At 57.7% G+C, this 21,304-nt stretch carries 20 protein-coding genes; 14 read left to right on the top strand and 6 right to left on the bottom strand.

Annotated elements, in window-relative coordinates; translation table 11 throughout:
- The first annotated feature begins 429 nt into the window (after positions 1-429).
- The 8 genes from GTO89_RS00425 (at position 430) to GTO89_RS17730 (ending at position 9,349) form a co-directional block, all read left to right on the top strand.
- Positions 430-1,899, top strand: coding sequence for a circularly permuted type 2 ATP-grasp protein (locus tag GTO89_RS00425; protein ID WP_211200749.1), 1,470 nt, complete (start codon positions 430-432; stop codon positions 1,897-1,899).
- Positions 1,881-2,810: an alpha-E domain-containing protein gene (locus GTO89_RS00430; RefSeq protein ID WP_161260087.1), complete on the top strand. Its 930-nt coding sequence runs from the start codon at positions 1,881-1,883 to the stop codon at positions 2,808-2,810. Before GTO89_RS00425 ends, GTO89_RS00430 begins: the two co-directional genes overlap by 19 nt.
- A complete protein-coding gene (locus tag GTO89_RS00435) occupies positions 2,807-3,688 on the top strand; it encodes a transglutaminase family protein (RefSeq protein WP_161260088.1) in 882 nt (293 codons plus the stop codon). Before GTO89_RS00430 ends, GTO89_RS00435 begins: the two co-directional genes overlap by 4 nt.
- A gap of 122 nt (positions 3,689-3,810) precedes the next feature.
- Positions 3,811-4,803, top strand: coding sequence for a M14 family metallopeptidase (locus GTO89_RS00440; RefSeq protein ID WP_161260089.1), 993 nt, complete (start codon positions 3,811-3,813; stop codon positions 4,801-4,803).
- Positions 4,796-5,779: a M14 family metallopeptidase gene (locus GTO89_RS00445; RefSeq protein WP_161260090.1), complete on the top strand. Its 984-nt coding sequence runs from the start codon at positions 4,796-4,798 to the stop codon at positions 5,777-5,779. Before GTO89_RS00440 ends, GTO89_RS00445 begins: the two co-directional genes overlap by 8 nt.
- Before the next feature lie 120 nt (positions 5,780-5,899).
- Complete coding sequence (locus tag GTO89_RS00450; RefSeq protein WP_161260091.1) at positions 5,900-6,754, top strand: CsxC family protein; 855 nt, start codon at positions 5,900-5,902, stop codon at positions 6,752-6,754.
- A 313-nt stretch (positions 6,755-7,067) separates the two neighbouring features.
- Positions 7,068-8,237 carry a THUMP domain-containing class I SAM-dependent RNA methyltransferase gene (locus tag GTO89_RS00455; protein WP_161260092.1) on the top strand — a complete coding sequence of 390 codons (1,170 nt, stop codon included), beginning with the start codon at positions 7,068-7,070 and terminating at the stop codon, positions 8,235-8,237.
- 128 nt (positions 8,238-8,365) lie between these two features.
- Positions 8,366-9,349, top strand: a complete 984-nt coding sequence (locus GTO89_RS17730; protein WP_161260093.1) for an HAD family hydrolase — start codon at positions 8,366-8,368, stop codon at positions 9,347-9,349.
- 100 nt (positions 9,350-9,449) lie between these two features.
- Here GTO89_RS17730 and GTO89_RS17045 read toward each other — a convergent pair whose 3' ends face one another.
- Positions 9,450-9,608, bottom strand: a complete 159-nt coding sequence (locus GTO89_RS17045) for a hypothetical protein (protein WP_170294302.1) — start codon at positions 9,606-9,608, stop codon at positions 9,450-9,452.
- A gap of 266 nt (positions 9,609-9,874) precedes the next feature.
- On the opposite strand from GTO89_RS17045, the gene GTO89_RS17050 reads away from it, so the two are divergent.
- The 3 genes from GTO89_RS17050 to GTO89_RS00470 all read left to right on the top strand — a co-directional run bounded on the left by GTO89_RS17050 (position 9,875) and on the right by GTO89_RS00470 (position 13,200).
- Positions 9,875-10,153, top strand: coding sequence for a hypothetical protein (locus GTO89_RS17050; RefSeq protein WP_170294300.1), 279 nt, complete (start codon positions 9,875-9,877; stop codon positions 10,151-10,153).
- A gap of 199 nt (positions 10,154-10,352) precedes the next feature.
- Positions 10,353-12,548: a Tex family protein gene (locus GTO89_RS00465; protein ID WP_235920149.1), complete on the top strand. Its 2,196-nt coding sequence runs from the start codon at positions 10,353-10,355 to the stop codon at positions 12,546-12,548.
- Positions 12,549-12,666: 118 nt separating this feature from the next.
- Positions 12,667-13,200 (top strand): GNAT family N-acetyltransferase, encoded by a 534-nt coding sequence (locus tag GTO89_RS00470; protein WP_161260094.1) that lies wholly within the window; start codon positions 12,667-12,669, stop codon positions 13,198-13,200.
- Here GTO89_RS00470 and GTO89_RS00475 read toward each other — a convergent pair.
- The 3 genes from GTO89_RS00475 to GTO89_RS00485 are packed head-to-tail and all read right to left on the bottom strand — an operon-like array spanning position 13,188 to position 16,246.
- Positions 13,188-13,652 (bottom strand): hypothetical protein, encoded by a 465-nt coding sequence (locus GTO89_RS00475; RefSeq protein ID WP_161260095.1) that lies wholly within the window; start codon positions 13,650-13,652, stop codon positions 13,188-13,190. The genes GTO89_RS00470 and GTO89_RS00475 overlap by 13 nt on opposite strands.
- Before the next feature lie 2 nt (positions 13,653-13,654).
- Entirely contained in the window at positions 13,655-15,868 is a 2,214-nt protein-coding gene (locus GTO89_RS00480) for a heavy metal translocating P-type ATPase (protein WP_161260096.1), read from the bottom strand.
- A 3-nt stretch (positions 15,869-15,871) separates the two neighbouring features.
- Positions 15,872-16,246 (bottom strand): hypothetical protein, encoded by a 375-nt coding sequence (locus tag GTO89_RS00485; RefSeq protein WP_161260097.1) that lies wholly within the window; start codon positions 16,244-16,246, stop codon positions 15,872-15,874.
- Positions 16,247-16,422: 176 nt separating this feature from the next.
- Here GTO89_RS00485 and GTO89_RS00490 point away from each other — a divergent pair, with 176 nt between their 5' ends.
- From GTO89_RS00490 to GTO89_RS00500, 3 genes are all read left to right on the top strand, one after another.
- Positions 16,423-17,121, top strand: coding sequence for a hypothetical protein (locus GTO89_RS00490; RefSeq protein WP_161260098.1), 699 nt, complete (start codon positions 16,423-16,425; stop codon positions 17,119-17,121).
- Between the two features lie 341 nt (positions 17,122-17,462).
- Complete coding sequence (locus GTO89_RS00495) at positions 17,463-17,960, top strand: hypothetical protein (protein WP_161260099.1); 498 nt, start codon at positions 17,463-17,465, stop codon at positions 17,958-17,960.
- Positions 17,961-18,332 (top strand): DnaJ family domain-containing protein, encoded by a 372-nt coding sequence (locus GTO89_RS00500; protein WP_161260100.1) that lies wholly within the window; start codon positions 17,961-17,963, stop codon positions 18,330-18,332.
- Positions 18,333-18,461: 129 nt separating this feature from the next.
- Here GTO89_RS00500 and GTO89_RS00505 read toward each other — a convergent pair whose 3' ends face one another.
- On the bottom strand, positions 18,462-20,264 hold the full coding sequence (locus tag GTO89_RS00505; RefSeq protein WP_161260101.1) for a hypothetical protein: 1,803 nt from the start codon (positions 20,262-20,264) through the stop codon (positions 18,462-18,464).
- Between the two features lie 220 nt (positions 20,265-20,484).
- A complete protein-coding gene (locus GTO89_RS00510) occupies positions 20,485-21,297 on the bottom strand; it encodes an Asp23/Gls24 family envelope stress response protein (protein WP_161260102.1) in 813 nt (270 codons plus the stop codon).
- Positions 21,298-21,304 lie beyond the last annotated feature (7 nt).

A 21,304-nucleotide genomic window follows, 5' to 3' on the forward strand; every position in this document is an offset into this window, starting at 1 on the left:
GACCTCCTCATCGCTTTTTCCATAAGCACTTCGTGGCCCTTCACATTGTCAAAAGCCTAGGACGCCACTCTGCGTAATAGTAGCTATTCGATCAAAGACGGGAAAACCCTGCCGTACTTATACTTAAAATGCAAAAGGAGGAAAACGTTTTATGGATACGGTGGGTGGAGAGGCGGTGGCAACGACAACGGTCGTTCGGACGAACCCTCATCAAAGCGGACGAAACCAAAGCGGACGAAACCGCTGTAGCAATCCATATCTTAACATGAATTTAACAAAGAGTTCTGTAATGTTTCCCCAGGAATCTACTATTATCCCTTTGGGGATTCCGATATAATATAAATGACGTGTTCGTCGAGCAAAGAAGCTCTTCTGCAGCAAGGTAGAGGCGGCTTCTTTTTTTTTGTGTCCAAGTTAGGAGGTGCGCTCGTGTTCCAAAGCGGTATCGTCAAGGGTTGCTTTAACGAGATGTTCTTTGAGGATCAGCGAATTCGACCCTGTTACGATGGGGTTTTCGCTCACTTTTCCGCCTTGCGGCCGGCGGCGCTGGAGGAGCAGAGCCGGAAGGCCCGGCGGATGTTCAATCGACTTGGCGTGACCTTTACGGTCTACCAGGAGTCAGCCAACCTCGAACGGACACTGCCGTTTGACATCCTGCCCCGGCTGATCCCCAGTGACGAGTGGTCCTTGCTGGAACAGGGCGTCCGCCAGCGCGTGCGGGCGCTGAATCTGTTTCTGCGCGACATCTACCATGAGCAGGCGAGCCTCCATGAAGGGATCGTCCCGCGGGAACTGGTGGTAACCCATCCGGACTACTGCTGGGCCATGGTCGGCACGAAGGTTCCCTTTGGCCAGTATGTGACGCTGGCCGGCATTGACATCATCCGTGATCCGGGGGGGCGTTATCTGGTGCTGGAAGACAACCTGCGCGTTCCCTCCGGGATCAGTTATATCTTCGAGAACCGGCAGATGATGCAGCGGCTCTTCCCCGACATGTGCCGCAGGTACCGCATCCAGCCGATCTTGCCGGCGCTCAGCTTTTTTGCCCGCTACCTGCGGTCCCTGGCGCCACGGCCCACGTCCAACCCAACGGTGGTGCTCCTGACGCCGGGCAAGTACAATGCGGCCTATTACGACCATGTCTTTCTCTCTCAACAGTTGGGGATCCACCTGGTCGAAGGGGAGGATCTGCTGACGCTGAACAACCGCGTTTTCATGCGGACCGTGGAAGGGCTTCAGCCGGTCGATGTGATCTACAGGCGCATCGATGACGCCTTCCTTGACCCGCTGGTCTTCCGGTCTGACTCGGTCTTGGGCGTGCCCGGCCTGATCAGCGCCTATCGCGCCGGAAACGTGGCCCTCGTCAACGCGCCCGGCACGGGAGTGGCCGATGACAAGGCCATCTACGCCTACGTGCCGCAGATGATCCGCTACTACCTGAATGAGGAACCGATCCTGCAGAACGTACCCACTTATCTGTTGCGCGATCGGGAGCAGCGGGAGCATGTCTTGGCCCGCTTGGATCAAATGGTGGTCAAAAAGACGACCGGCGCCGGCGGTTATGGGATGTTGATCGGACCGAAGGCGTCGGCGGCGGAGATTGAGGACTTTGCCCAGGCCATCCGCAAGGACCCGAAGGCCTACATCGCCCAGCCGACGATCAGCATATCGCAGCACCCGTCCCTGGTGAACGGATGTTTTGAAGGCCGGCACATCGACCTGCGTCCCTTTGTCATCGGCGGGGAGCGGGTCATCCCCGGCGGCCTGACACGGGTGGCCCTGCGCAAGGGATCCCTCGTCGTCAACTCGTCCCAGGGCGGCGGAAGCAAGGACACCTGGGTGGTCCCGTCAGATGGACAGAAGCAAGTAGAGGAAAGGGAGTGCCGGATCGTATGTTGAGTTGTCGCCATGCCGACAGCCTGATCTGGTTGAGCCGGTTGATTGAGCGCGCAGAGAACAATGCCCGTATCCTGGAAGTGAATTTTATCCGGCCCTTTTACGGAGAAACAGCCTCTTGGGAGCCATTGGTGGCCATAACGGGAAATATCGTCGACTTCCGTCGCTTCTATGATGAGGCGGATGCCGCTTCTGTCTTTGATTTTCTCGCCTTTAGTGAGGCCAATCCCAATTCCATCGTCGCCTGCGCCGACCTGGCGCGGGAGAACGCTTTGGCCGTGCGAGAACGGTTGCCCAATGAGCTGTTTGAAGTGGTCAACCGTCTCCATCTCACCCTCCGCGCCTGCGCCCATCGCGTCGGTGAGCCTGTTGTCTACCCCTTCCTCGATTTGGTGAAGCGGCAGTCGATGATCTTTCAGGGGTTGGTCGAGGCCATTCTTCCCCACGGAGAGGATGGCGCCTTTCTCCGCATCGGTCGCTATCTGGAGCGACTCGACAAGACGGCGCGCATCTTGGATGTGGTTCATTACCACGCCGACGGCGCCGACGAGGAACTCTGGCTGCGGGTGCTCGCTTCGGTCAGCGCTTATGAAGCCTACCGGCGAACCGGAGGCGGCCGGGTGACGTCGCGGGATGTGACGACTTACCTGGTCCAGGATGGCGATTTTCCGCGTTCCCTGGCCTTTTGCGCCGATCAGGCGCTGCGGGCGGCCCAGCGGGCTTTTGCCGGTGTCGGCGAGATCCCCCAGTCGGTGCGACTCCTGGAGCAACTGGACCGGCGCCTCCGCTATTCGACCATGGAGGAGATCGAGGCCCAGGGGCTGCATGCTTTCCTGCAAGCGATCTTGCAGGAGAACAACCGCATCGGAGAGGCCATCCAGCGAGATCTTTTCGCTGAGGAGGCTTCTGCTTGACGCGATTTCGCATCTTCCACCGCACCCACTACCACTACTCCCACCCGGTGACCGAAGGGGTCAGTGAGACGCGGTTGACACCGTTTACTGACCATCGCCAGCGGTTGCTTTCCTTCGAACTGCACACATCCCCTTTGGGGGCGGTCCAGGAGGATCGAGACGCCTTTGGCAACATCTATCAGACCCTGTGGTTTCCCGAATCCCACAGGGAGTTGATCATCGAAGCCTGTTCGCTCGTGGAGACAGGCGCGTTTTCCGAAGCGGAGGGGTTGGGAAAGGGAGGGGGCCAGGCGGCGGTAAACGATCGAAGCGACGCCCCTTCTGGAGTAAGGGAGGCCGGTTCTGACGACGTCACCCAAAGCCACGCGGAATGGTTGATGGAGACGTCCTACTGCCCTTTTCTCCCCGAGGTGAGGGAACTGGCGGACGATTTTCGCCTGCGAGAAGGCGGCTGGCCGGAGATTCTCCGTCTCGCCGAGCGGCTTTATGAGCGCTATGCCTATCGACAAGAAGCGACCCAGGTGGACTCGTCAATCCGGGAGATCCTGCATCAAGGCGCCGGCGTCTGTCAGGACTTCAGCCACCTGATGGCGGCGGCGCTGCGGGTGGGCGGTGTCCCGGCCCGCTATGTAAGCGGCTACATCCCCTGTGGCGGTCATCTGCGCGGGGAGAGCGCCTCCCATGCCTGGGTGGAGGCGTGGTTGCCGGAGCGGGGGTGGGTGGGCATCGATCCCACCAACAACTGCCCTGTTGGCGCCCTTCATGTGAAGATCGCCCATGGCCGCGACTATGGGGACATCGTTCCGGTAAAGGGCGTCTACCGGGGCCAGGCGACGCAAATGTTGCAGGTGTCGGTGGACGCACAGGTGATTCAATAGTGGACGAGCCGGCGCGTGAGCGAGTAAAGTAAGGGTCGGCGGCAGGGTCGTCGAGCCTTCTGGTCATCAATCCGCTGTCGGTTGCAAAAGACGCTAGAGAAACAGTGGAGGAGGCTCGGGCTTTGGAACAAAAAATCCTCACCATACGGATGCCGGCCCAGGACCAATTCAGCATCCGCAAGAATGTGCTGCGCGCCAGTCACGGGAAACCGACGGCCCGGGCGGCCGTCGTATCCGGCATTCACGGCGATGAATTGGAAGGGCTGTACACCATCTACCTGTTGAACCGGTATCTTCAGGAAATGCGGGAGAAGCGGCCCGAGATTTTCCGGGGACAGGTCGATTTTTACCCCACCGTCAACTCCCTCGGCCTGGGAAGCCTCAACCGATCCTGGCCTTTCTTCAATGTGGACTTAAATCGCCAGTTCCCAGGCAACCGGGAAGGGCATGTGCCGCTCCAGGCAGCCCATGCCCTGCTGGAGGACTTACAGGATGCCGACCTGGTGGTGGACATCCATGCCAGCAACAAATTCCTGTTGGAAATGCCCCAGATCCGGATGCAGGAGGTCTATGCGCCCAAACTCCTGCCCCTGGCGGAAAAATCGAATGTGGACTTTGTCTGGGTCCATGGTTCGTCCTCTGTCCTGGAGACAACCTTGGCCACCAATCTGAATGAGACCGGGATCCCCACCCTGGTGGTGGAGATGGGCATCGGCCAGCGCCTCACCCCCGCCTACTCGGATCAACTCCTGCAAGGTCTCTTGCGCCTGCTCTGCCATCTCGAGATCATCGACCTTCCCGAGGAAGAACTGCCCGTTCTCCGGCCGCCGAGGATCATTCGCGACCATGAGGTCTGGTATTTTAACGCCGAGGCGTCGGGTCTCTTCGTGCCGGAACCGAACGTCTTCGGCGAGTGGATCCGGGAGGGCGATGTCATCGGCAAGATCGTCGACCCGCTGAAGGGGAGCGACCTTCAGGTCATCGCCAGTCCCCGCGACGGTCGGCTCTTCACCCTGCGGGAGCATCCCGTCGTCTATGAGGGGTCGCTGCTCGCCCGGTTGGTGCTGCAGCCGGCGGATATGGATGAGGGAGAGGTGGCGAGAGACGATGCATGAGGCGATTCTGGAGTTGAACATCCCCTTTCGGGAACCGATGGTCATCTATAAAAACGAGTTTCAGGGCAGCGGCAACGGACCGTTGATCTCCCTCGTCTCGGGCATGCACGGCGACGAGATCAGCGGTATGTACCTGTTAAGCCGGCTGGCGGCCTTTTTGGACCGTGTGGAGCGGGGCCTGGAGCCCTATTACACCTTGGAAGGGACGGTGCGGCTGATCCCGGTCGTCAACGTGCCCGGCGTCAACTTCGCCACCCGCAACTGGCCCTTTGACGGCACCGATATCAACCGCATGTTTCCTGGCTACGATCAGGGCGAGACGACCCAGCGCATCGCCGACGGCATCCTCCAAGCCACCGTTGATTCCCACTACGCCTTCGATGTCCATGGCTCGAATGAACAGTTTTTTGAGATCCCCCACCTGCGCATGTTTTCTCCGACAGAGGAGGATCTGCGGCTGGCGCCCTACCTGCGCTGCCACTACCTCTTGCGCCGGGAGTTGACGCCCTTGTACAAGACCCAACTCTCCTATCAATGGAAGGAGTCGGGCATTTCCCCTTACATCCTCATGCTCGGCGTGGCCCGCCGTATCGACGATGATCTGGTGGAAACACTCTATCAGGGCCTGATCGATTTCATGTTGGCCACAGCGGTCCTGGCGGGCCCGCCCCCGGCGCCGCCGTTGCAGCCGCCAACCTTTGGACGCAACCATACCCACCTGGTCTTGTCGCGAACGGCCGGGATTTTCCGCCCCACCGTCACCGCCGGCACGATGTTGCGCAAGGGCGAACTGCTCGGCCAGATCGTCAACGTCCTTTCCGGACAGGTGGAAGAGGAGGTGCGGGCGCCTGCTTCCGGTCTGCTGGCCAGCATCCGCTCGTATCCCCTCGTCTACGAAAAAGAACTCCTGGCCCGCCTGTTTACCGCCGAAGAAAACCCTTCAGGGGCGGCTGATGTGTGGTATCAGGAGCAATAAATCGGTGTCAATCCCCCGGTTCGCCGGGGGATTTTTGTTTTTGCCGAGGGGTTCCCGGGAACCGATTGGCAATGACTGGTATATATATGTAGTGCGAATGGAAAGGAGTGGAAATAAGGAGTGAAAAAAGGAAAGACGCCCTACCCGGCCCCCAAAGCCTATTCCTGGCAGCGGGTGTGGCATGCCGAGAAGTGCCATGAGAAAGACTGCTTCGTCGAGCCGGCAGAGTATGATTGCGGAGAATCAAGTTGCGAGGTGGACTACTGCGTGGACGGTGGAAAAGTGTCGCCCCGGAAGGATGTCTGCGGGCAGGTGGTGAGCGTGCGGACCCTGCCGCTCTGCCCGAACACGCCCGGCAATGTGGCCTGCGGTCAGGTGAAGGTCCCTGTCGTGCTGGCCGAGCCGACGATCCAGATCGAAGTGGAAGCCGACCTAGAGTTGGATCAGTACGCCCTGGAGATCAAGCGAATCAAGAAAGAAGTCGTGTTGACGCAATGCGAACTGGTGCTCGGATCAAATAAACTGTTTATCGGCGGCTATGTGCGCAAGAATATCGAATACGCCACAGTGGATTGTGAAAAATGCGCGACCAAATGCGGCGATATCCGTCACTGCACCGTACATGTGCCTTTCGAGTGTGTCACGCCGATCACCTTCGCCAACCCGCCCCAGTTCCATGCGGCAAAGCCCTGCACCAATATCGAGTTCGAAGGCCACAAGTTTATCGCCGAAGAGTCCATCTGTGTCGATGTGAAGAACGAAAAGCCCTTCTGTGAACTCCTGTCCTCAGTCATTTATGAGGAAGACATCATCAAGCACAAAGAGTGCGGCTGTGACAGCGGGGAAGAGCTGTTTAAGAAGTTTACTGAAAAGATGGTCATCATCTTGACGCTGAAGGTGCTGCAAAAGCAACAGCGCGTCATCTCCCTGGCGCCGCCGCCCCATCATCATCACCACTGTAAGAACGATTACTGATGACGTCAAAGTGACGGCAAAGAGGTTGCTGGTTGCCTAAAAGTAAATGCACCGCCATCAACAACAGGGGAGCGGCATCTGCCGATAGACCTGTTGTTTTTTCTTTGACCAAAGGGGAAACGATGTAAAAGAGAGCGCAATGCGGTGGTTGGAAACGAGAGGCAAGCGCCATTATATTCGTCTTTTTACGGATTTTGTCTGGCGGTTATGCGCAGCAGGACCGTATACTATAGTCACCGATTGGCATATTGCAACAGTCGTGACAGGAAAGAATGAGGCGCCGGCCTTCCGGCGCTTCGATGTAGGTGAAAACATGGCAAAAATGGAACTCATCGCGACTGCCGCCTTCGGTCTAGAGGCGGTCGTCGCCCGGGAACTGCGGGACTTGGGATATGACGACCAGATGGTCGAAGACGGACGGGTGATCTTTCGCGGCGACGAGAGCGCCATCTGCCGGGCGAACCTCTGGCTGCGCTCGGCCGACCGGGTGCTGGTGAAGGTCGGCTCCTTTCCGGCGACCACCTTCGAAGAACTGTTTCAAGGGACGAAGGCCTTGCCCTGGCACGATTGGCTGCCGGAGAACGCCGAGTTTCCCGTCGAGGGAAAATCGGTCCGTTCCAAACTGTTCAGCATCTCCGACTGCCAGGCCATCGCCAAAAAGGCCATCGTCGAAAAAATGAAGGAAAAGTATAAGCGCTCCTGGTTTGACGAAAACGGGCCTCGCTACACCATTGAGGTGGCCCTCTTGAAGGATGTGGCCACCCTGACCCTTGACACCAGCGGCGCCGGACTGCACAAGCGGGGATACCGCGATCTGGTGGGACAGGCCCCCTTGAAAGAGACGCTGGCGGCGGCGATGATCCAACTCAGTTACTGGCGCCATGACCGGGTGCTGCACGATCCCTTCTGCGGCACCGGCACGATCCCCATTGAGGCGGCCATGATCGGCCTCAACCTGGCGCCGGGGCGGCACCGCGCCTTTGCCGCCGAGCAGTGGGGACAACTCCCGGCGTCTCTCTGGCAACAGGCCCGCGAGGAGGCTGACAGCGTGGCTGCAACCGACCGGGAACTGCGCATCACCGGAACGGACATCGACGAAGAGGCCCTCAGCCTGGCTCGCCACCATGCCCGCAAGGCCGGTGTGGACGCCGCCGTCCACCTGCAGCGCCAGCCCATGTCGGAGACTCGCTCCCGCTACAAATACGGCCACTTGATCTGCAACCCGCCCTATGGCGAGCGACTGGGAGAGCAGCAGGAGGTGGAGCGCCTCTACCGGGAGATGGGCAAGGTCTTTTCCGGCTTGGACACATGGTCCTTCTATGTGCTCACCTCCCATCCGGGCTTTGAAGCGCTCTTCGGACGCAAGGCCAACAAGAAGCGAAAGCTCTACAACGGACGCATCCAGTGCAACTACTACCAGTTTTACGGTCCCAAGCCGCCCCGTCGCGATGAACGGGCGGAAGGAGCAGGCGACGAGGCGTAGGCGTCAGCGTCAGCTCAATCCTAGGAGGTTCCCGAGCGTCCGGCTGCAGACGGAGAAGATGGACAGAATCCACCAACAAACCTCGAAGGGATTCAACGAATAAATGAAAAGCAGAAGCGGAGCGTAATATGGCGGCCTATGATTTGATTTTATTCGACCTGGACGGCACCTTGACCGACCCCAAGGAAGGCATCACCAAATCGGTCCAATATGCATTGGCGAAGCACGGCATCCATGTAGAGGATCGGGGCAGCCTGATTCCCTTCATCGGGCCGCCGCTCCTGGACTCCTTCCGGCACTTCTATGGGTTTGACGAAGGGCAAGCGCGTCAGGCGGTGGCTGACTACCGGGAGTACTTCGCGGTGACAGGGATGTATGAAAACGCTGTTTTTCCAGGCATCCCGGCTCTCTTCGAAGATCTGACCGCTGCGGGAAAGCAACTCGCTGTCGCCACGTCAAAGCCGACCGTCTTTGCCAAACAAATCCTGAGCCATTTCGGTCTTGACGGTTATTTCACCCACATCGTTGGCAGCAACCTGGACGGTACCCGTTGTGTCAAAGGCGAGGTGGTCGCGGCGGCCTTGGAACTGTTCCCGGAAGTTGACCGCCGGTGTGTCATTATGGTGGGCGACAGAGAGCATGACATCATCGGCGCGAAGGCGAACGGGATCGCTTCGCTGGCCGTTGCCTACGGCTATGGCTCCCTGGAGGAGTTGGAGGCGGCCGGCGCCGATCAGATCGCCGGCTCGATCGATGCGATCGCGCCGTTGCTGGCATACCCGGTCCTCCAGTCGATCCTTCCCTCTGGGGAAGGGCAGGTCGTCATCGGCACCGTTCCGGCGCCCTTTGCCTTCGCCGTGCTCAGCGCCCGTGTGCTGGCTGACGCGGTGGATGGGGCCAACGGCGAGATCGCCAAAGCGCAGGGAGGCGACGCGGACATTCGCATCATCCCCCGTCATAGGGCTGATACGGTCTCCTTTGAAGTGAATGTATCGGCCGATCGTTGTCAGCCCCTATGGCCGGTCGTTGCCGAAGCATTGAGCCGACTCCATGCTGATTTGCCGGCCATCAAAAGAGAGGCGGAGCGGTTGGAGCGTTCCTGCCGAAAATGACGGTAACATCGATAAGAGGCGGTCGCCTCTTTTGACGTACACTTGATTTAAAAAAGAAAAGCCCCGGCTGCGCCAGGACTGCACGGAAACGTGACTCACTTCATTCCTTCGGATTTTCGGGGCGGTGCGCTAATGACTTGTTGCGCTTCTTCGGAGCCTTGATGCCGGGCGCCACTTCCCCCGGTTTCCCCAGGCGGGCCCACAGCTCTTCTAATTCCTCGGGAGACAACAGGTAGGAACGCACTTCATTTCCGTTCATCGACGAACCGCCTTTCATCCTCTGTAATCCTTCGGACATATCATTTTAACCTGAAATGAGGGAATCCGTAAACAGGGAATTACAGGGAGGAAAGGGGCTGCCAAGGAGAAAAGCGGGGCTGCGTTGAGGCGAATGGGGGGCAGAGCATCCTATCGCTAAATTTGCCCTCAGGCGGGGGAAAAGGCGGTTTTACCGGAACATAAGCCTGCATCAAGTGTGTTTTTGATGAAAGTATCGATATGATGAGATAAGGAAGGGTTATTCGTATGGAAGAAACAACGAAAGAACAAGCAGGAAAAACAGCGAAAGGGATATCCGCAGAAGCAGCAGATGAAGCCAAAGAAACAACAGAAGCATCAACAGAAACGTCGATTGAAACCCAAAAAGCCGGCTTGACGGTGGATCTCATGCGAAAGATCATCGAAGAAAAGAAGCAAAAGAGCGCCAGCCAAGGTCACAGGAAAAAGGGCAAGCAAGAGGGCGGTCCCGTGTCGGCCCGGCCGGGCATCAAGAAATACAAAAAGGGCGGTCTCTTCGATAAGTAGTGTGGGAAAGATGTGCCGGTGAAAGCTGCGAAAGTCGCAATACCATATTACCACATTACCACAATTCCACATTACCAAATAGATATAATTGCCACGAAAGCGAACGGTCTTTCGCTGTCTGAAACATGAAATCGTCCGATTGAAGCACAGGCGCGCATATTGTGGCGAATTCGCTTTCGAGAAAGACGAGTATGGATAGTTGAACAGTCAAAGAGAAGAGGGAGACGATTCGTTGGTTGCCGATATCATCGCCAAAGAGTTGGCGTTAAAGACTGCGTTTGTGACCAAAGCGATTGAACTGTTGGACGAGGGGAACACGATCCCCTTTATCGCCCGCTACCGCAAGGAAGCCACCGGCGAGATGGATGAAAACAAGCTCCGTGAACTGGCCGAACGGCTCAACTACTTGCGATCGCTGGCCCAGCGCAAGGAAGAGGTCAAGAAGAGCATCGAGGAACAGGGGAAGTGGACGGAGGAACTGGCCAAAGCGCTGGAGCGCTCCAAAACCCTGGCCGAGGTGGAGGACATCTACCTGCCGTTCCGGCCCAAACGGAAGACCCGGGCCAGCCAGGCGCGGGAGCGGGGCCTCGAACCGTTGGCCCGCCTGATCCTGGCGCAGGAGCTGCGGACAGGAACGGCGGAAGCGGCGGCAGCGCCCTTCGTCAACCCGGAAAAGGATGTTCCTGATGCGGCAGCGGCATTGCAGGGCGCTCTCGACATCATCGCCGAGGAAACCGCCGAAGACGCCGAGGTGCGCCGCTGGGTGCGCGCCTTCACCGCCCGGCGGGGCGCCCTGGTCGCCAAAGCCGTCGACCCGGAAGCCACATCGCCCTACCAGATGTATTACGACTACAAGGAGCCTGTCGCCAAGATCCCGCCTCACCGTGTCCTGGCCATCAACCGCGGTGAGCGGGAAAAGCTCCTCAAGGTCAAGATCGACGTGGAGTGGGAGCCGATCGGTCAACACCTGGAGAGTCGCCTTATCACCCGTCCTTCGATTTTCACGGAACGGCTCAAGGAGACCCTGCAAGACAGCTATAAGCGCCTCCTCGCGCCGGCCATGGAGCGGGAACTGCGCAACGAACTGACGGAAAAAGCGGAAGAGCAGGCCATGAAGGTCTTCCAGGCCAACCTGAAAAACCTGCTTATGCAGCCGCCCATCGGCCGACGTCGCGTGCTCGGATTGGATCCCGGCTTTCGCACCGGCTGCAAGTGGGCGACCCTCACCGAGACGGGCAGCCTGCTGGAGGTCGGCGTCATCTACCCCCATGAACCGCAGAAGCGATGGGAGGAGGCCAAGAGGCGCCTCCGCCAGCTCGTGGAGAAAGACAGCATAGATCTGATCGCCATCGGCAACGGCACAGCCAGCCGTGAGACGGAGGCGCTGGTGGCCGAGGCGATCGGCGAGATGGAGCGAGCCGTCCAGTTCATCATCGTCAGCGAAGCCGGCGCTTCCGTTTATTCGGCGTCTCCCTTGGCCGGCGAGGAGTTTCCCCAGTTCGATCTGTCCTTGCGCAGCGCCGTCTCCATCGGTCGTCGTCTCCAGGATCCCCTGGCGGAGTTAGTCAAGATCGAGCCGAAAGCCCTTGGCGTCGGCCAGTACCAGCATGACATGAACCAAAAGCGCCTCGAAGAGACGCTGGGCGGCGTCGTTGAGTCCTGCGTCAACACCGTCGGCGTCGACCTGAATAGGGCGTCAACGTCGCTGCTCCGCTATGTGGCCGGCGTTTCGCCCCAGGTGGCCAAGAACATCGTCGCCTACCGCGAGGAAAAGGGTCCTTTTCGCAAACGGGCGGAACTGAAAAAGGTGAGCCGCCTCGGCCCGCAGGCTTTCGTCCAGTGCGCCGGATTCGTGCGCATCCCTGATGGGGACAACCCCCTCGACAACACGCCTGTCCACCCTGAGTCCTATGACGGCGCGTTGAGCCTTTTGAAAGCCCTCGGCTTCGCTCCCGCCGATATGGGAGGACCTCGCCACGGCGAGTTGAAGGCGGCGCTGGCGAAGGTGGAGGTGGCGAAGATGGCCGAAGCGATCGGCCTCGGCGTGCCCACCTTGAAGGACATCATCGACGCCCTGATGAAGCCTGGTCGCGACCCGCGGGAGGATCTGCCCAAGCCGCGCTTTTCTTCAGAGGTGCTCTCCATCGACAACCTGAAGGAAGGAATGGTCTTGCAGGGAACCGTTCGCAATGTCGTCGATTTCGGCGCTTTCGTCGACATCGGCGTCAAGCACGATGGCCTTGTCCATGTGTCCCAACTGGCCGACAAGTTTGTCCGCCATCCCATGGAGGTCGTCGCTGTCGGAGACATCGTCACCGTGGCCGTTCTCTCGGTGGATCGTCAGCGGGAGCGGGTCGGACTGACCATGCGGGGCGTACCGCAAGCAGGTATGTGAGAAAATGCGGAGCCTGAGTGAGGTTATCGGCATTTTCGAGTGGGTAAGGATTTTTCTAGTTTAGTGAAGGAGTGTGACAGCGATTTCGCAAAAAAAAATTTTTTGAGGTGACGTTACAATGGTTCAACGGAGTTCGACCATCCCGCCAATCTTGCCAAACCCGTCAAACTCGTCAATCCCGTCCATCGGGAGAAACCTGCCGCAGGTTTCCGTGGAGACCGCCACAGGGGCCGACATTCCGGCCATGGCATCGTTGCTCGACGAACTGTTCCGCCTGGAAAAGGACTTCGTCCCTGATCGGGACAAACAGGTGCGAGGGTTGGCGATGATCCTGGCCCACCCTGACCGGGGCCGTCTGTTGGTGCTGAAAGAGGCGGGAATCGTCACCGGCATGGCCAATCTGCTCTTTTCCGTCAGCACCGCCGAAGGCGGCCCGGTGATCCTGCTGGAGGACTTCATCATCGCCGGCGCAGCGCGGGGGAAGGGATATGGCCGTTATCTGATGGAGCAGATCTTCCACATGGCCCAGGCGGAGGGGTTTTTGCGCATCACCGTCTTAGTTGATGGCGATAACGAAGGAGCCCATCCTTTTTATCAACGCCTCGGCTATGGCCGCTCGAACATGATCTGTTACCGGCGTCATTGGGGCTGACGGGCGCTGATTCGCCGCCACTTGGCCCGCATGATGGGCAGATGTTTTTTCCATAGATAGGCGATCATGGCCCACCACAGGAGGTTCATCGGCCGGAGGCGGAAGAGCTTGTGATGGGCAAAGATGAGGGCGATCAACCCGAAAACCTGCAACGTCCCTTCGAGGGGATCTGGCTGCTTCCGTTTTGTAGAAGGAAGAACAGGGCGCTTCTGTGTTGGCGACAGTGTGGATGGACTGCTTTGCAAGCAGTCCATCACATCTGTCGCTTTTGTCTGTTTTCCATCAAATAGTACAAGCAAACTCCCCGTTTTGGCGTTGGGAGTCACCGCCTGAACACCTGGCTGGGCAAGCAGTGTTTCGACAGCCCATGGAAGGGTCGCGCCGGAGCGAGCCGTCGCGGATCGCAGGCGCAATCGTCCAGGCAGTTGGTGGACAATGGTCCATGCACACATGGTCATCCCGCCTTTTTCCGCTTCGATTTTGGCTCCTTCTCGTCCAGCGGATACACCAGCAATCGTCCGGAATTGAGGACAACGCCCAGGGTGCTGAGATTGTGCAGCAAGGCGCCCGTCAAGGGGGAGATCCAGTTCAACGCCCCGAGAAGGATGCCCAAGGAATTGACACCGACGGCAAAGGCAAAGTTCTGCCGGATCACCTCCATGGTGCGCTGGCTCAGATGGACCAGGTGGGCCACTTTCAGGGGATCATCGCCGGAGATGACCACAGACGCTGTTTCGATGGCGGCATCGGCGCCGGCCGTTCCCATGGCGATCCCTACATCGGCGGCGGCCAAGGCGGGCGAGTCGTTGACCCCTTCTCCCACCATGGCGACGCGGTATCCCTGCTCTTGATACTGCCGGAGGATGGTCACCTTGTCTTCCGGCATCAAGCTGCCATGGATGTTCTCGATGCCCAGGCGGCGCGCGACGGCGGTAACGGCGTCAGGGTGGTCGCCGCTCAACAAGGCCACCTGTTCGATCCCCTCTGTCTGGAGCATATCGATCGCTTCCAGGGCATGTTTGCGCAGCTTGTCCACGACGCCGATCAGCCCGATGAGGGTGTGATCGCGCGCCACATACAACACCGTTTCCCCGAGGTACTGCATGCGCTCCGCTTCCAGGGCGGCATGGTCGCGCTCGATGCCTTCGTCATCCATCCAGTGACCGCTGCCCACCAACAGGGGAATCCCGTCGATCAGCACCCGAACACCGTGACCGATCACCACCTCGTCATCGGAGTGTTCTGGCACCACCAGTTCCATTTCCCGGGCTTTCTCGACTACAGCGCTGGCCAGGGGGTGGTTGGTGTGCAATTCTCCCGATGCAGCCAGGGCGAGCACTTCTTCTGGGCCGTAGTCCTCATGGAGCGAAATGATGCGGCTGACGCGGGGGCGACCTTCGGTCAAGGTTCCCGTCTTGTCGAAGAGCACCACATCGACCTGGCCCGCCTCTTCCAGGTATGAGCCGCCCTTGATCAGGATGCCTCTGCGCGCGCCATTGCCCATGGCGGCGCTCACGGCGGTCGGCGTCGCCAACCCGACGGCGCAGGGACAGGCGATGATCAGCATGGACATGGCCCGGCGGATATCGCGGGTCAGCGCAAACACCGTCAGGGCGAGCAGGAAAGAGAAGGGGACAAAGCGCTCCGAAAAGCGGTCGGCAAAGTTTTGAATCGGCGCCCGGTGGCTTTCGGCGTTCTCGACTAGATGAATGATCCGCGCCAGGGCCGTCTCATCGCCGACTTTTTTCGCTTCGATCCGCAGAAGGCCTGATTCCACCACCGTACCGGCGAAGACCTCATCGCCGAGGTTTTTGTATTCCGGAAGGGACTCGCCGGTGATGGCGGCCTGGTTGACAGCGGCTTGTCCGAAGAGGACATGGCCATCGACAGGGATCTTGGCGCCTGTTTGCACGACGACGACATCGCCGGCAAGGAGGCTCTCAACGGGAACCTCCACTTCCTGGCCGTCGCGGAGCACCCAGGCTTTCTCGTCTTTGTTGCTTAAGAGTTCCGAGATCGCCTTGCGGGAGCGTTCCAAGGTGAATGTCTGAAACAGTTCCGAGAGGTTGACCAGAAACACCACGACCAGTCCGGTCACGCTTTCCCGAAACAGCAGGGATACGAGCGTGGCCATGCCGATGAGCAAGTCGTTGTTGATCTTCTTGCCCATCAAGCCCTGCAAGCCATGGCGCAAGATGGGGTAGCCGGCGACGATCGTCGTGGCCGCCGCCACATTCAGCACGGTTTTGTTCGTCGACAACGCCGAGGGACCCCAGAAAAGCCGCTTCAAGCCAACCCAGGCCAGCACGGCGCCTGTGGCAAGAGACTTGTAAAGCTGCGGCCGCAGCGGCAGTTCCTCGGGCTCCTTCCGGCGACAAACGCCTGTGGCGCAAGGGGACGATTGACTCTCAGTGGGGAGAAGCGCCTTCAACGCTTCGGGCGATTTTTGTTGAAGCGCCGAGATCGCCTTTTCCAGGGTGGCGAAAGGCAAGCGCCGCTCATCAAAAAGGACGAGGATATTTCCCGTATTTCGACCGACTTCTACTTTTCGAATGCCCTCAAGCAAGGCCAGTTGGTGTTCCAGCACGGCGGCGAGCCTTTCATTTCGTTTGACCCCGTCGACATGGAGGCGCACCCTTCCCTGTAAGCGATGGATCAAGCGCGCCATAGACTACTCGCCGCTTTCGGGGTTCTTTGGCGCTTTGGCCGGTTGAACGGCAGGAGCGTTCTCAACGGCGTCCCGTTGATTATGTACGTTCCCTTCTTCCAGCGTTTCCGCTACATGCAGCACTTGTGCTTCGGCGACAATGTCCTCTACATCTTCTTTCCACTCGGACAACTTGGTGACGGCGCTATCGTAGAGGTGGATGGCCTCCTGTGTCGCCTTGACCGCGATCGGCCGCAATGCTTTGCTCACTCTGGGCAGGGCATAGGCGGAAAGCGCCGCAGCCCCCAGGCCCAGCAGGAACCCTTTCGTGCCTCTGTCTCGCAGCAGATGCCCCGCTTTGCTCGTGATGCCCCAGCCGTTACGTCCAGTTTGTTCCATGTGTAATTCTCCTTTCAATAAACAAAAAACGGGGTTGAAAATGAATTTCATTTTCGATTATAAAATTGGTTTGCTTTTCCTGTCAATCGAAATTTGTACAAAAAAAGTACTTGATCATATTACTCCATTGTCGTATTATGAGAATGAGTTTCATTTTCGAACAGGGGTGATGTGTGATGGCCTTTTCTCTACCCCTAGTGTCCCGTTCCATGGCCAATCGCCGGTCTGCCGTGAAAGCGTCGAGCACAAGTCGGCAAGAGGGGAATGACTTCGCCCAGTTGAAACGGGCGATCGAGGCGATTGATCAGCATTGTGGGGCGATCCAAAAGCAGCTTCATGAAAAGACAGAACGATTGTTTGACGATAACTTTGATGAAAAAACGTTTTTTTCCCTCGACAACCTCCAGCACTGTATCGTAACCGAGGCGGAACAGGAGGAGATGACCCGCAGCGTCCAGCAGGCTTTAAACCGCTTGCATAGCCCCGTCATCTTTGGCGACTTGTTGAGCCCGCCGCCTCCCTTGGAGATCCCACAGCACCTGAGCCGTTTCGTTCGGGAAATGAAGACCACATTGCTCCTCAGCCGCTTCGCCGACAAGACCTGTAACATGGCTTGTGAACGCTTATTCGAAGGGGTTGCGCCCAAGGTCGGAGGCGCCTTGGTGAAGAGCGCCTGCGCCAAGCTCTTTTCCTCCCTGAACACCGGTACATTCTTTTTAGAGCGTGCGGGCGCCTCGCCGGAGAAAGAGTTGGAACGGGTGCGCCTGGAGTTGCGTCGCCGTCTGCGCGGCGTGATCGACCGTTGGATCTTTCATGTGAAAGAGCATTGGCGCCAACAGGTGATCGACGCCTTTTTTCCGTTGGATGAAGCATAGGGCGAGCAGAAAACAAACACCGCTTTCGGTCGTACGACCTGGAAGCGGTGTTTCTCTTTGCCTCTCCGTTGCATGAGGATTTGCCTGTGGCGTTTCCGTCAAAAGAGTCTGATAAACTAAGGCTGTCATAGTCAGGCCGCACTTTTATGCATGATTGCTAATAGTGGATGGGAACTAACGAAGCATCCCTTAGTTCTTTTTTTGCATAAAGAAGCTTGTCTATTGAAAAGTTTTTACAGTAAAATTAATATTAGAGAAAAATCGGCAATATCCGAGAGGCATTCACGGTGGTCCGCAGCGGTGGCGCCGAATCGGGCATGCCTATCAATGGAGGGAATGATATGGAACACGACGAAACAGTTCACAAAGCGCCCCAACTCGATCTATTATGGGTCTTCGCCCGTTTCCTTGGCCTTTACATAATATTTCTCTTTCTCGGAATCTTTACGACAGCGCTCTTTCTGATGACGGAAACGCGCTTGTTTGGGTATTTGTCTATCCTTGCGTATATGGTAACGGTAGGGAGGGGTGCCCTGCTTTGGGCTCGATCGGCGCGGAGAACGCTCCTGATCTGGGGGCTGTGGATGGGCTTCCTCCTCGCCAAATGGGGCTATTGCGCGATCTGTCGCTTGGCCCATTCGGCATCGTTTCTTGAATATACGCCGAATGTGATTTTGTTTACCTATGACCTGTCATCTGATGAAAACTTTAATTTTCATCTTGCAACGATCTTTGACGCGCTGGCCTTTACAATTGCTATTGCCATCGCTTATTTTGGACGGAGGCAAATCAGAGCGCTATTGAACTATCTTTACGATCATGCAAGGGGGAGCGCATGAATGGACTTTGTCACCATGATGGCCGAAGAGAAGATCCGGGAAGCGATCCAGCGGGGGGAACTGGATGATCTGCCAGGCAAAGGCAAACCGCTGGTCATGGAAGACCTCTCGGGCATACCGGAGGATCTCCGCGCCGGATATATGATCCTGAAAAACGCCGGGATCCTTCCCGAGGAGTTGCAGGCGCAAAAGGACATGGTCACCTTAAAAAGCCTGATCGAATGTTGCCACGATGAGGAACAACGACAAGCGCTCAAAAAAGAGTATAACGAGAAGACATTGCGGTTCAGTCTGCTCATGGAAAAGCGCAAACAGACCCATAGCGGCCCCTATCAGTTCTACCAGGATAAAATGTTGGACCGTTTTCGATAGATTCGCGCCGCCCCATCCGCGAACATGACAGAAAAGCGAACACCCTCTTGCAGTGACAACTGAAGAGGGTGTTCGCTTTTTATCAGGCCACGGCACAGGTGAGCCAACGGCGAGGGTTCGTCTTGAGGGCTAATCGACCTTGGGGGGACTGGTGGCGATGTTCGTCCAGTCCCAGGTTCGTTCGGCCCGTTTTGCTTTCGCGGACATGCCATCGAGGCTGTCCCATAAAAACACCTTCACCGTGTAATCGCCCGCATCCAGCGGATACGGAAGAGACCAGGAGATTCGTTGCCCGTTGGCGATCTGTGAAAGCGGGTAGGTTTGCGTCTGAATGGGAATGTTCCCTTTTGACAACTGAAAGATGGCCGTGGAAGAGCCGGAACCGGCATTCTCGGTGACATGGACGGCGAATTCCAGAGATGTCTTTGTTCCATTCAGCCCGGCCGTTGGCGAAGCCACCAGATAGGGATGGCGGTAGGAAGGTCCCAAGCTCTTGCTCATGAAACGGATGGCGGGGCCGTTGGCGCTTTCAACGCCGTTTTCGTCGATGGATTCGACGCGGAGGAGGTACTCCTGTTCGGGCGACAGTCCGCTGATGGAACCGGGGTAACTGTAGTAAACATCGTTGACCACGGTGCCTTGATAGACATTATCGAGATAGAAGCGGAACTGTTGATCATCGGTATTTATCATGCCGTCCCAGGTAAAGTTGATGCCATTGTCGGTCACATTTGAGACATGGATGCGGCTATCTGGTGTCCAGCCGTCTCCATAAGGAGTCGCGCTAAAGCGCTTGCGTGATAGTTCTCCCGACGTATTCACATAAGCGAATAAGAATGTGGAGAGGCTTTCATCGCTCGCCAGCGCCGGTTCCATGAGGGGATTCAGATCAAGGGCCAGGACGATGGGACCGCCCTCCGTTGTGCCGTCGGCGTGCACGAAGCGCACATAGAGGGAACTGTTTTCGCGCCAACTTACGAGGAAGCGTTTGTTCAGCCCATCGTAGGCGAGCGAGGGGAGAGAGGGATAACCGGTCGTGATCGTAAAGGCTTCTCCCTGCCGTGAAGGCGTCCCGGAAGAGACGTCAACGACTTGACCCAGGATCGTGTAGTTGTTGTTTGCATTGTCCCGGAATCGAGTGGCGATCAGGCAAGCTTTGTCATCTGCGTCCCAGGCCGTGACTGGCGTCGAACTGCTGTACACATGGGAAGCGGTCGTTTCAAAAGCCAGTTCGACGGCGCCATTTGGCGATAGGAGCCAACCGTAACCGCCGTCACGGAAGACTACGAATTTTTTCAGCAACGGGTTGTAAGTAATCGCCGGATTTAATCCGTCACCGATGGTGATCACATTGCCGAAGGGCTCTCCGCTGAGACCGACAAACCGGCCGAGAATCTTCGAGTCGTTGCCGCCTTGCTGCCAAACAGCCAGAAATCTTTCCTTTCCCGGTTCGGAACAGTAGGCGCTCCGGGGGAGATAGCCAGGGCCTGCCGAGATCGGATAGCCTTGATTGATTGGCGCCGGCGTCTGCGTGTAATGGGTGTCACAGCCGATGACACGCCCATAGACCTGATCAGGAACCGCCTGGAAGGGATCGGTCCAAAGGGTCAACATTTTTTCGAACTGACCGTAACGGCCGTAGCTTGCCGATGCATCGGCGCCGGCTCCGTGATCAGAGATGACAAAATCGTTGACAGCGCTTGTCCCGTCAGGGGCGTAATAGGCGCCGTAGACGAGTTGGTAGACCGTGTTATTGACGGTATATTCGCCTTTGTATGTGGCCAAATAGGCCTGGATGCCTGGAGAATAGGTCAATGTGGGGGGGCTGACGGGTCCAGCGGACGCGGTTGTAACCTGAAAAAGAAGAGATATCAGCAACAGAATGGAGACCGGAGACAGCATCCGGGAGAAGGCAGAACTGCGCAACGCCATGAAACCCTCCTTACATCTCGATATGGTATCGCTGCTGCGCAACCCATTTGTGCGAAACATACCGCCTTTGCGCGCAACTTCATTATAGCGTGACAGGGACAGGCCCAACAGAGGATGATGAGAGATTTTGTGGAAAAATGAGTCAAAAAAACCCCTTCCCAGATAGAACTGTGGGAAGGGGTTGCCTGTTTTTCTGGGACCTACCGCTGGGGCTGCGCCATTATTTGATCAGCAGCTTCTCGATGGTCACATCAACGGCCAACACAGAGATGCCCATCGTTTCCAGAATGTCAAAAGCCAGGCGCTGCACCTTGCGCCCCAGGATATGAAGGGGTTGCCGGTAGAGGGCGGTGATGGGGAGGCGAACGGTGACGCCGTCATCGCCATGGGTGATGCTGATGCTGCCCACATCGGCTACACCGGGGATATCCTGGACCTGGTGAGAGATCCCGGCGATGATGGCTGGGCTGGAGATGGACAGGTTGCCCAGTGAGGTGAAGGTGGGACGGACGACCGACTGCTCCGCCCATGTTTTGCGCTCAGACCCCTTTTTTTGAAAAAAGACTTTGACAGGGTTGATCAGGGCGTCTGTCCAGTTCCGGGTGACTTCCAGGGCAGGCGCGGGCACGACATGGCGGCCATGGTGAGCGCGGTTGTAACGGGCTTTCCGAATCTCATTGGAGGAAGCGATGTCCTCGATGTAGACGATTTTTTCCGGCGCCGGCAGCTCAAGGCGCGCGGCGATTTTTTCAACCATCCCCTCAGAGGTGCCCAGGATCAAAATGCCCTTCGGCGAACAGCGCAACAGAGCCTCGCGCGCCTGATCCCGGTGTTCTTCCTCCTGAAACAGGGCCGTCTTGATCGCCCCCAGGCGGGTCGTTGACCGTTTGGCCGTCGTGCCGGCCAGGATGCGGTTTTCTTCAATAATCAAGCCGTCATCGATGATCACCTGGCAGTGAAGTTCGGCGGCAAGGCGGATGGCCCGGTGGCTTTTGCCGGTGCCGCTGGAACCCACCAGGGCGTATACGTGCATGGTCTTC

The sequence above is a fragment of the Heliomicrobium gestii genome (assembly GCF_009877435.1).
Taxonomy (GTDB): Bacteria; Bacillota; Desulfitobacteriia; order Heliobacteriales; family Heliobacteriaceae; genus Heliomicrobium; species Heliomicrobium gestii.

Excerpts from the sequence above, each read along its gene's own strand:
- GTO89_RS00445 (WP_161260090.1), top strand. The coding sequence starts at position 4,796 with ATGCATGAGGCGATTCTGGAGTTGAACATCCCCTTTCGGGAACCGATG.
- GTO89_RS00455 (WP_161260092.1), top strand. The coding sequence starts at position 7,068 with ATGGCAAAAATGGAACTCATCGCGACTGCCGCCTTCGGTCTAGAGGCG.
- GTO89_RS17730 (WP_161260093.1), top strand. The coding sequence starts at position 8,366 with ATGGCGGCCTATGATTTGATTTTATTCGACCTGGACGGCACCTTGACC.
- GTO89_RS17045 (WP_170294302.1), bottom strand. The coding sequence starts at position 9,608 with ATGAACGGAAATGAAGTGCGTTCCTACCTGTTGTCTCCCGAGGAATTA.
- GTO89_RS17050 (WP_170294300.1), top strand. The coding sequence starts at position 9,875 with ATGGAAGAAACAACGAAAGAACAAGCAGGAAAAACAGCGAAAGGGATA.
- GTO89_RS00470 (WP_161260094.1), top strand. The coding sequence starts at position 12,667 with ATGGTTCAACGGAGTTCGACCATCCCGCCAATCTTGCCAAACCCGTCA.
- GTO89_RS00475 (WP_161260095.1), bottom strand. The coding sequence starts at position 13,652 with ATGTGTGCATGGACCATTGTCCACCAACTGCCTGGACGATTGCGCCTG.
- GTO89_RS00480 (WP_161260096.1), bottom strand. The coding sequence starts at position 15,868 with ATGGCGCGCTTGATCCATCGCTTACAGGGAAGGGTGCGCCTCCATGTC.
- GTO89_RS00485 (WP_161260097.1), bottom strand. The coding sequence starts at position 16,246 with ATGGAACAAACTGGACGTAACGGCTGGGGCATCACGAGCAAAGCGGGG.
- GTO89_RS00490 (WP_161260098.1), top strand. The coding sequence starts at position 16,423 with ATGGCCTTTTCTCTACCCCTAGTGTCCCGTTCCATGGCCAATCGCCGG.
- GTO89_RS00495 (WP_161260099.1), top strand. The coding sequence starts at position 17,463 with ATGGAACACGACGAAACAGTTCACAAAGCGCCCCAACTCGATCTATTA.
- GTO89_RS00500 (WP_161260100.1), top strand. The coding sequence starts at position 17,961 with ATGGACTTTGTCACCATGATGGCCGAAGAGAAGATCCGGGAAGCGATC.
- GTO89_RS00505 (WP_161260101.1), bottom strand. The coding sequence starts at position 20,264 with ATGGCGTTGCGCAGTTCTGCCTTCTCCCGGATGCTGTCTCCGGTCTCC.
- GTO89_RS00510 (WP_161260102.1), bottom strand. The coding sequence starts at position 21,297 with ATGCACGTATACGCCCTGGTGGGTTCCAGCGGCACCGGCAAAAGCCAC.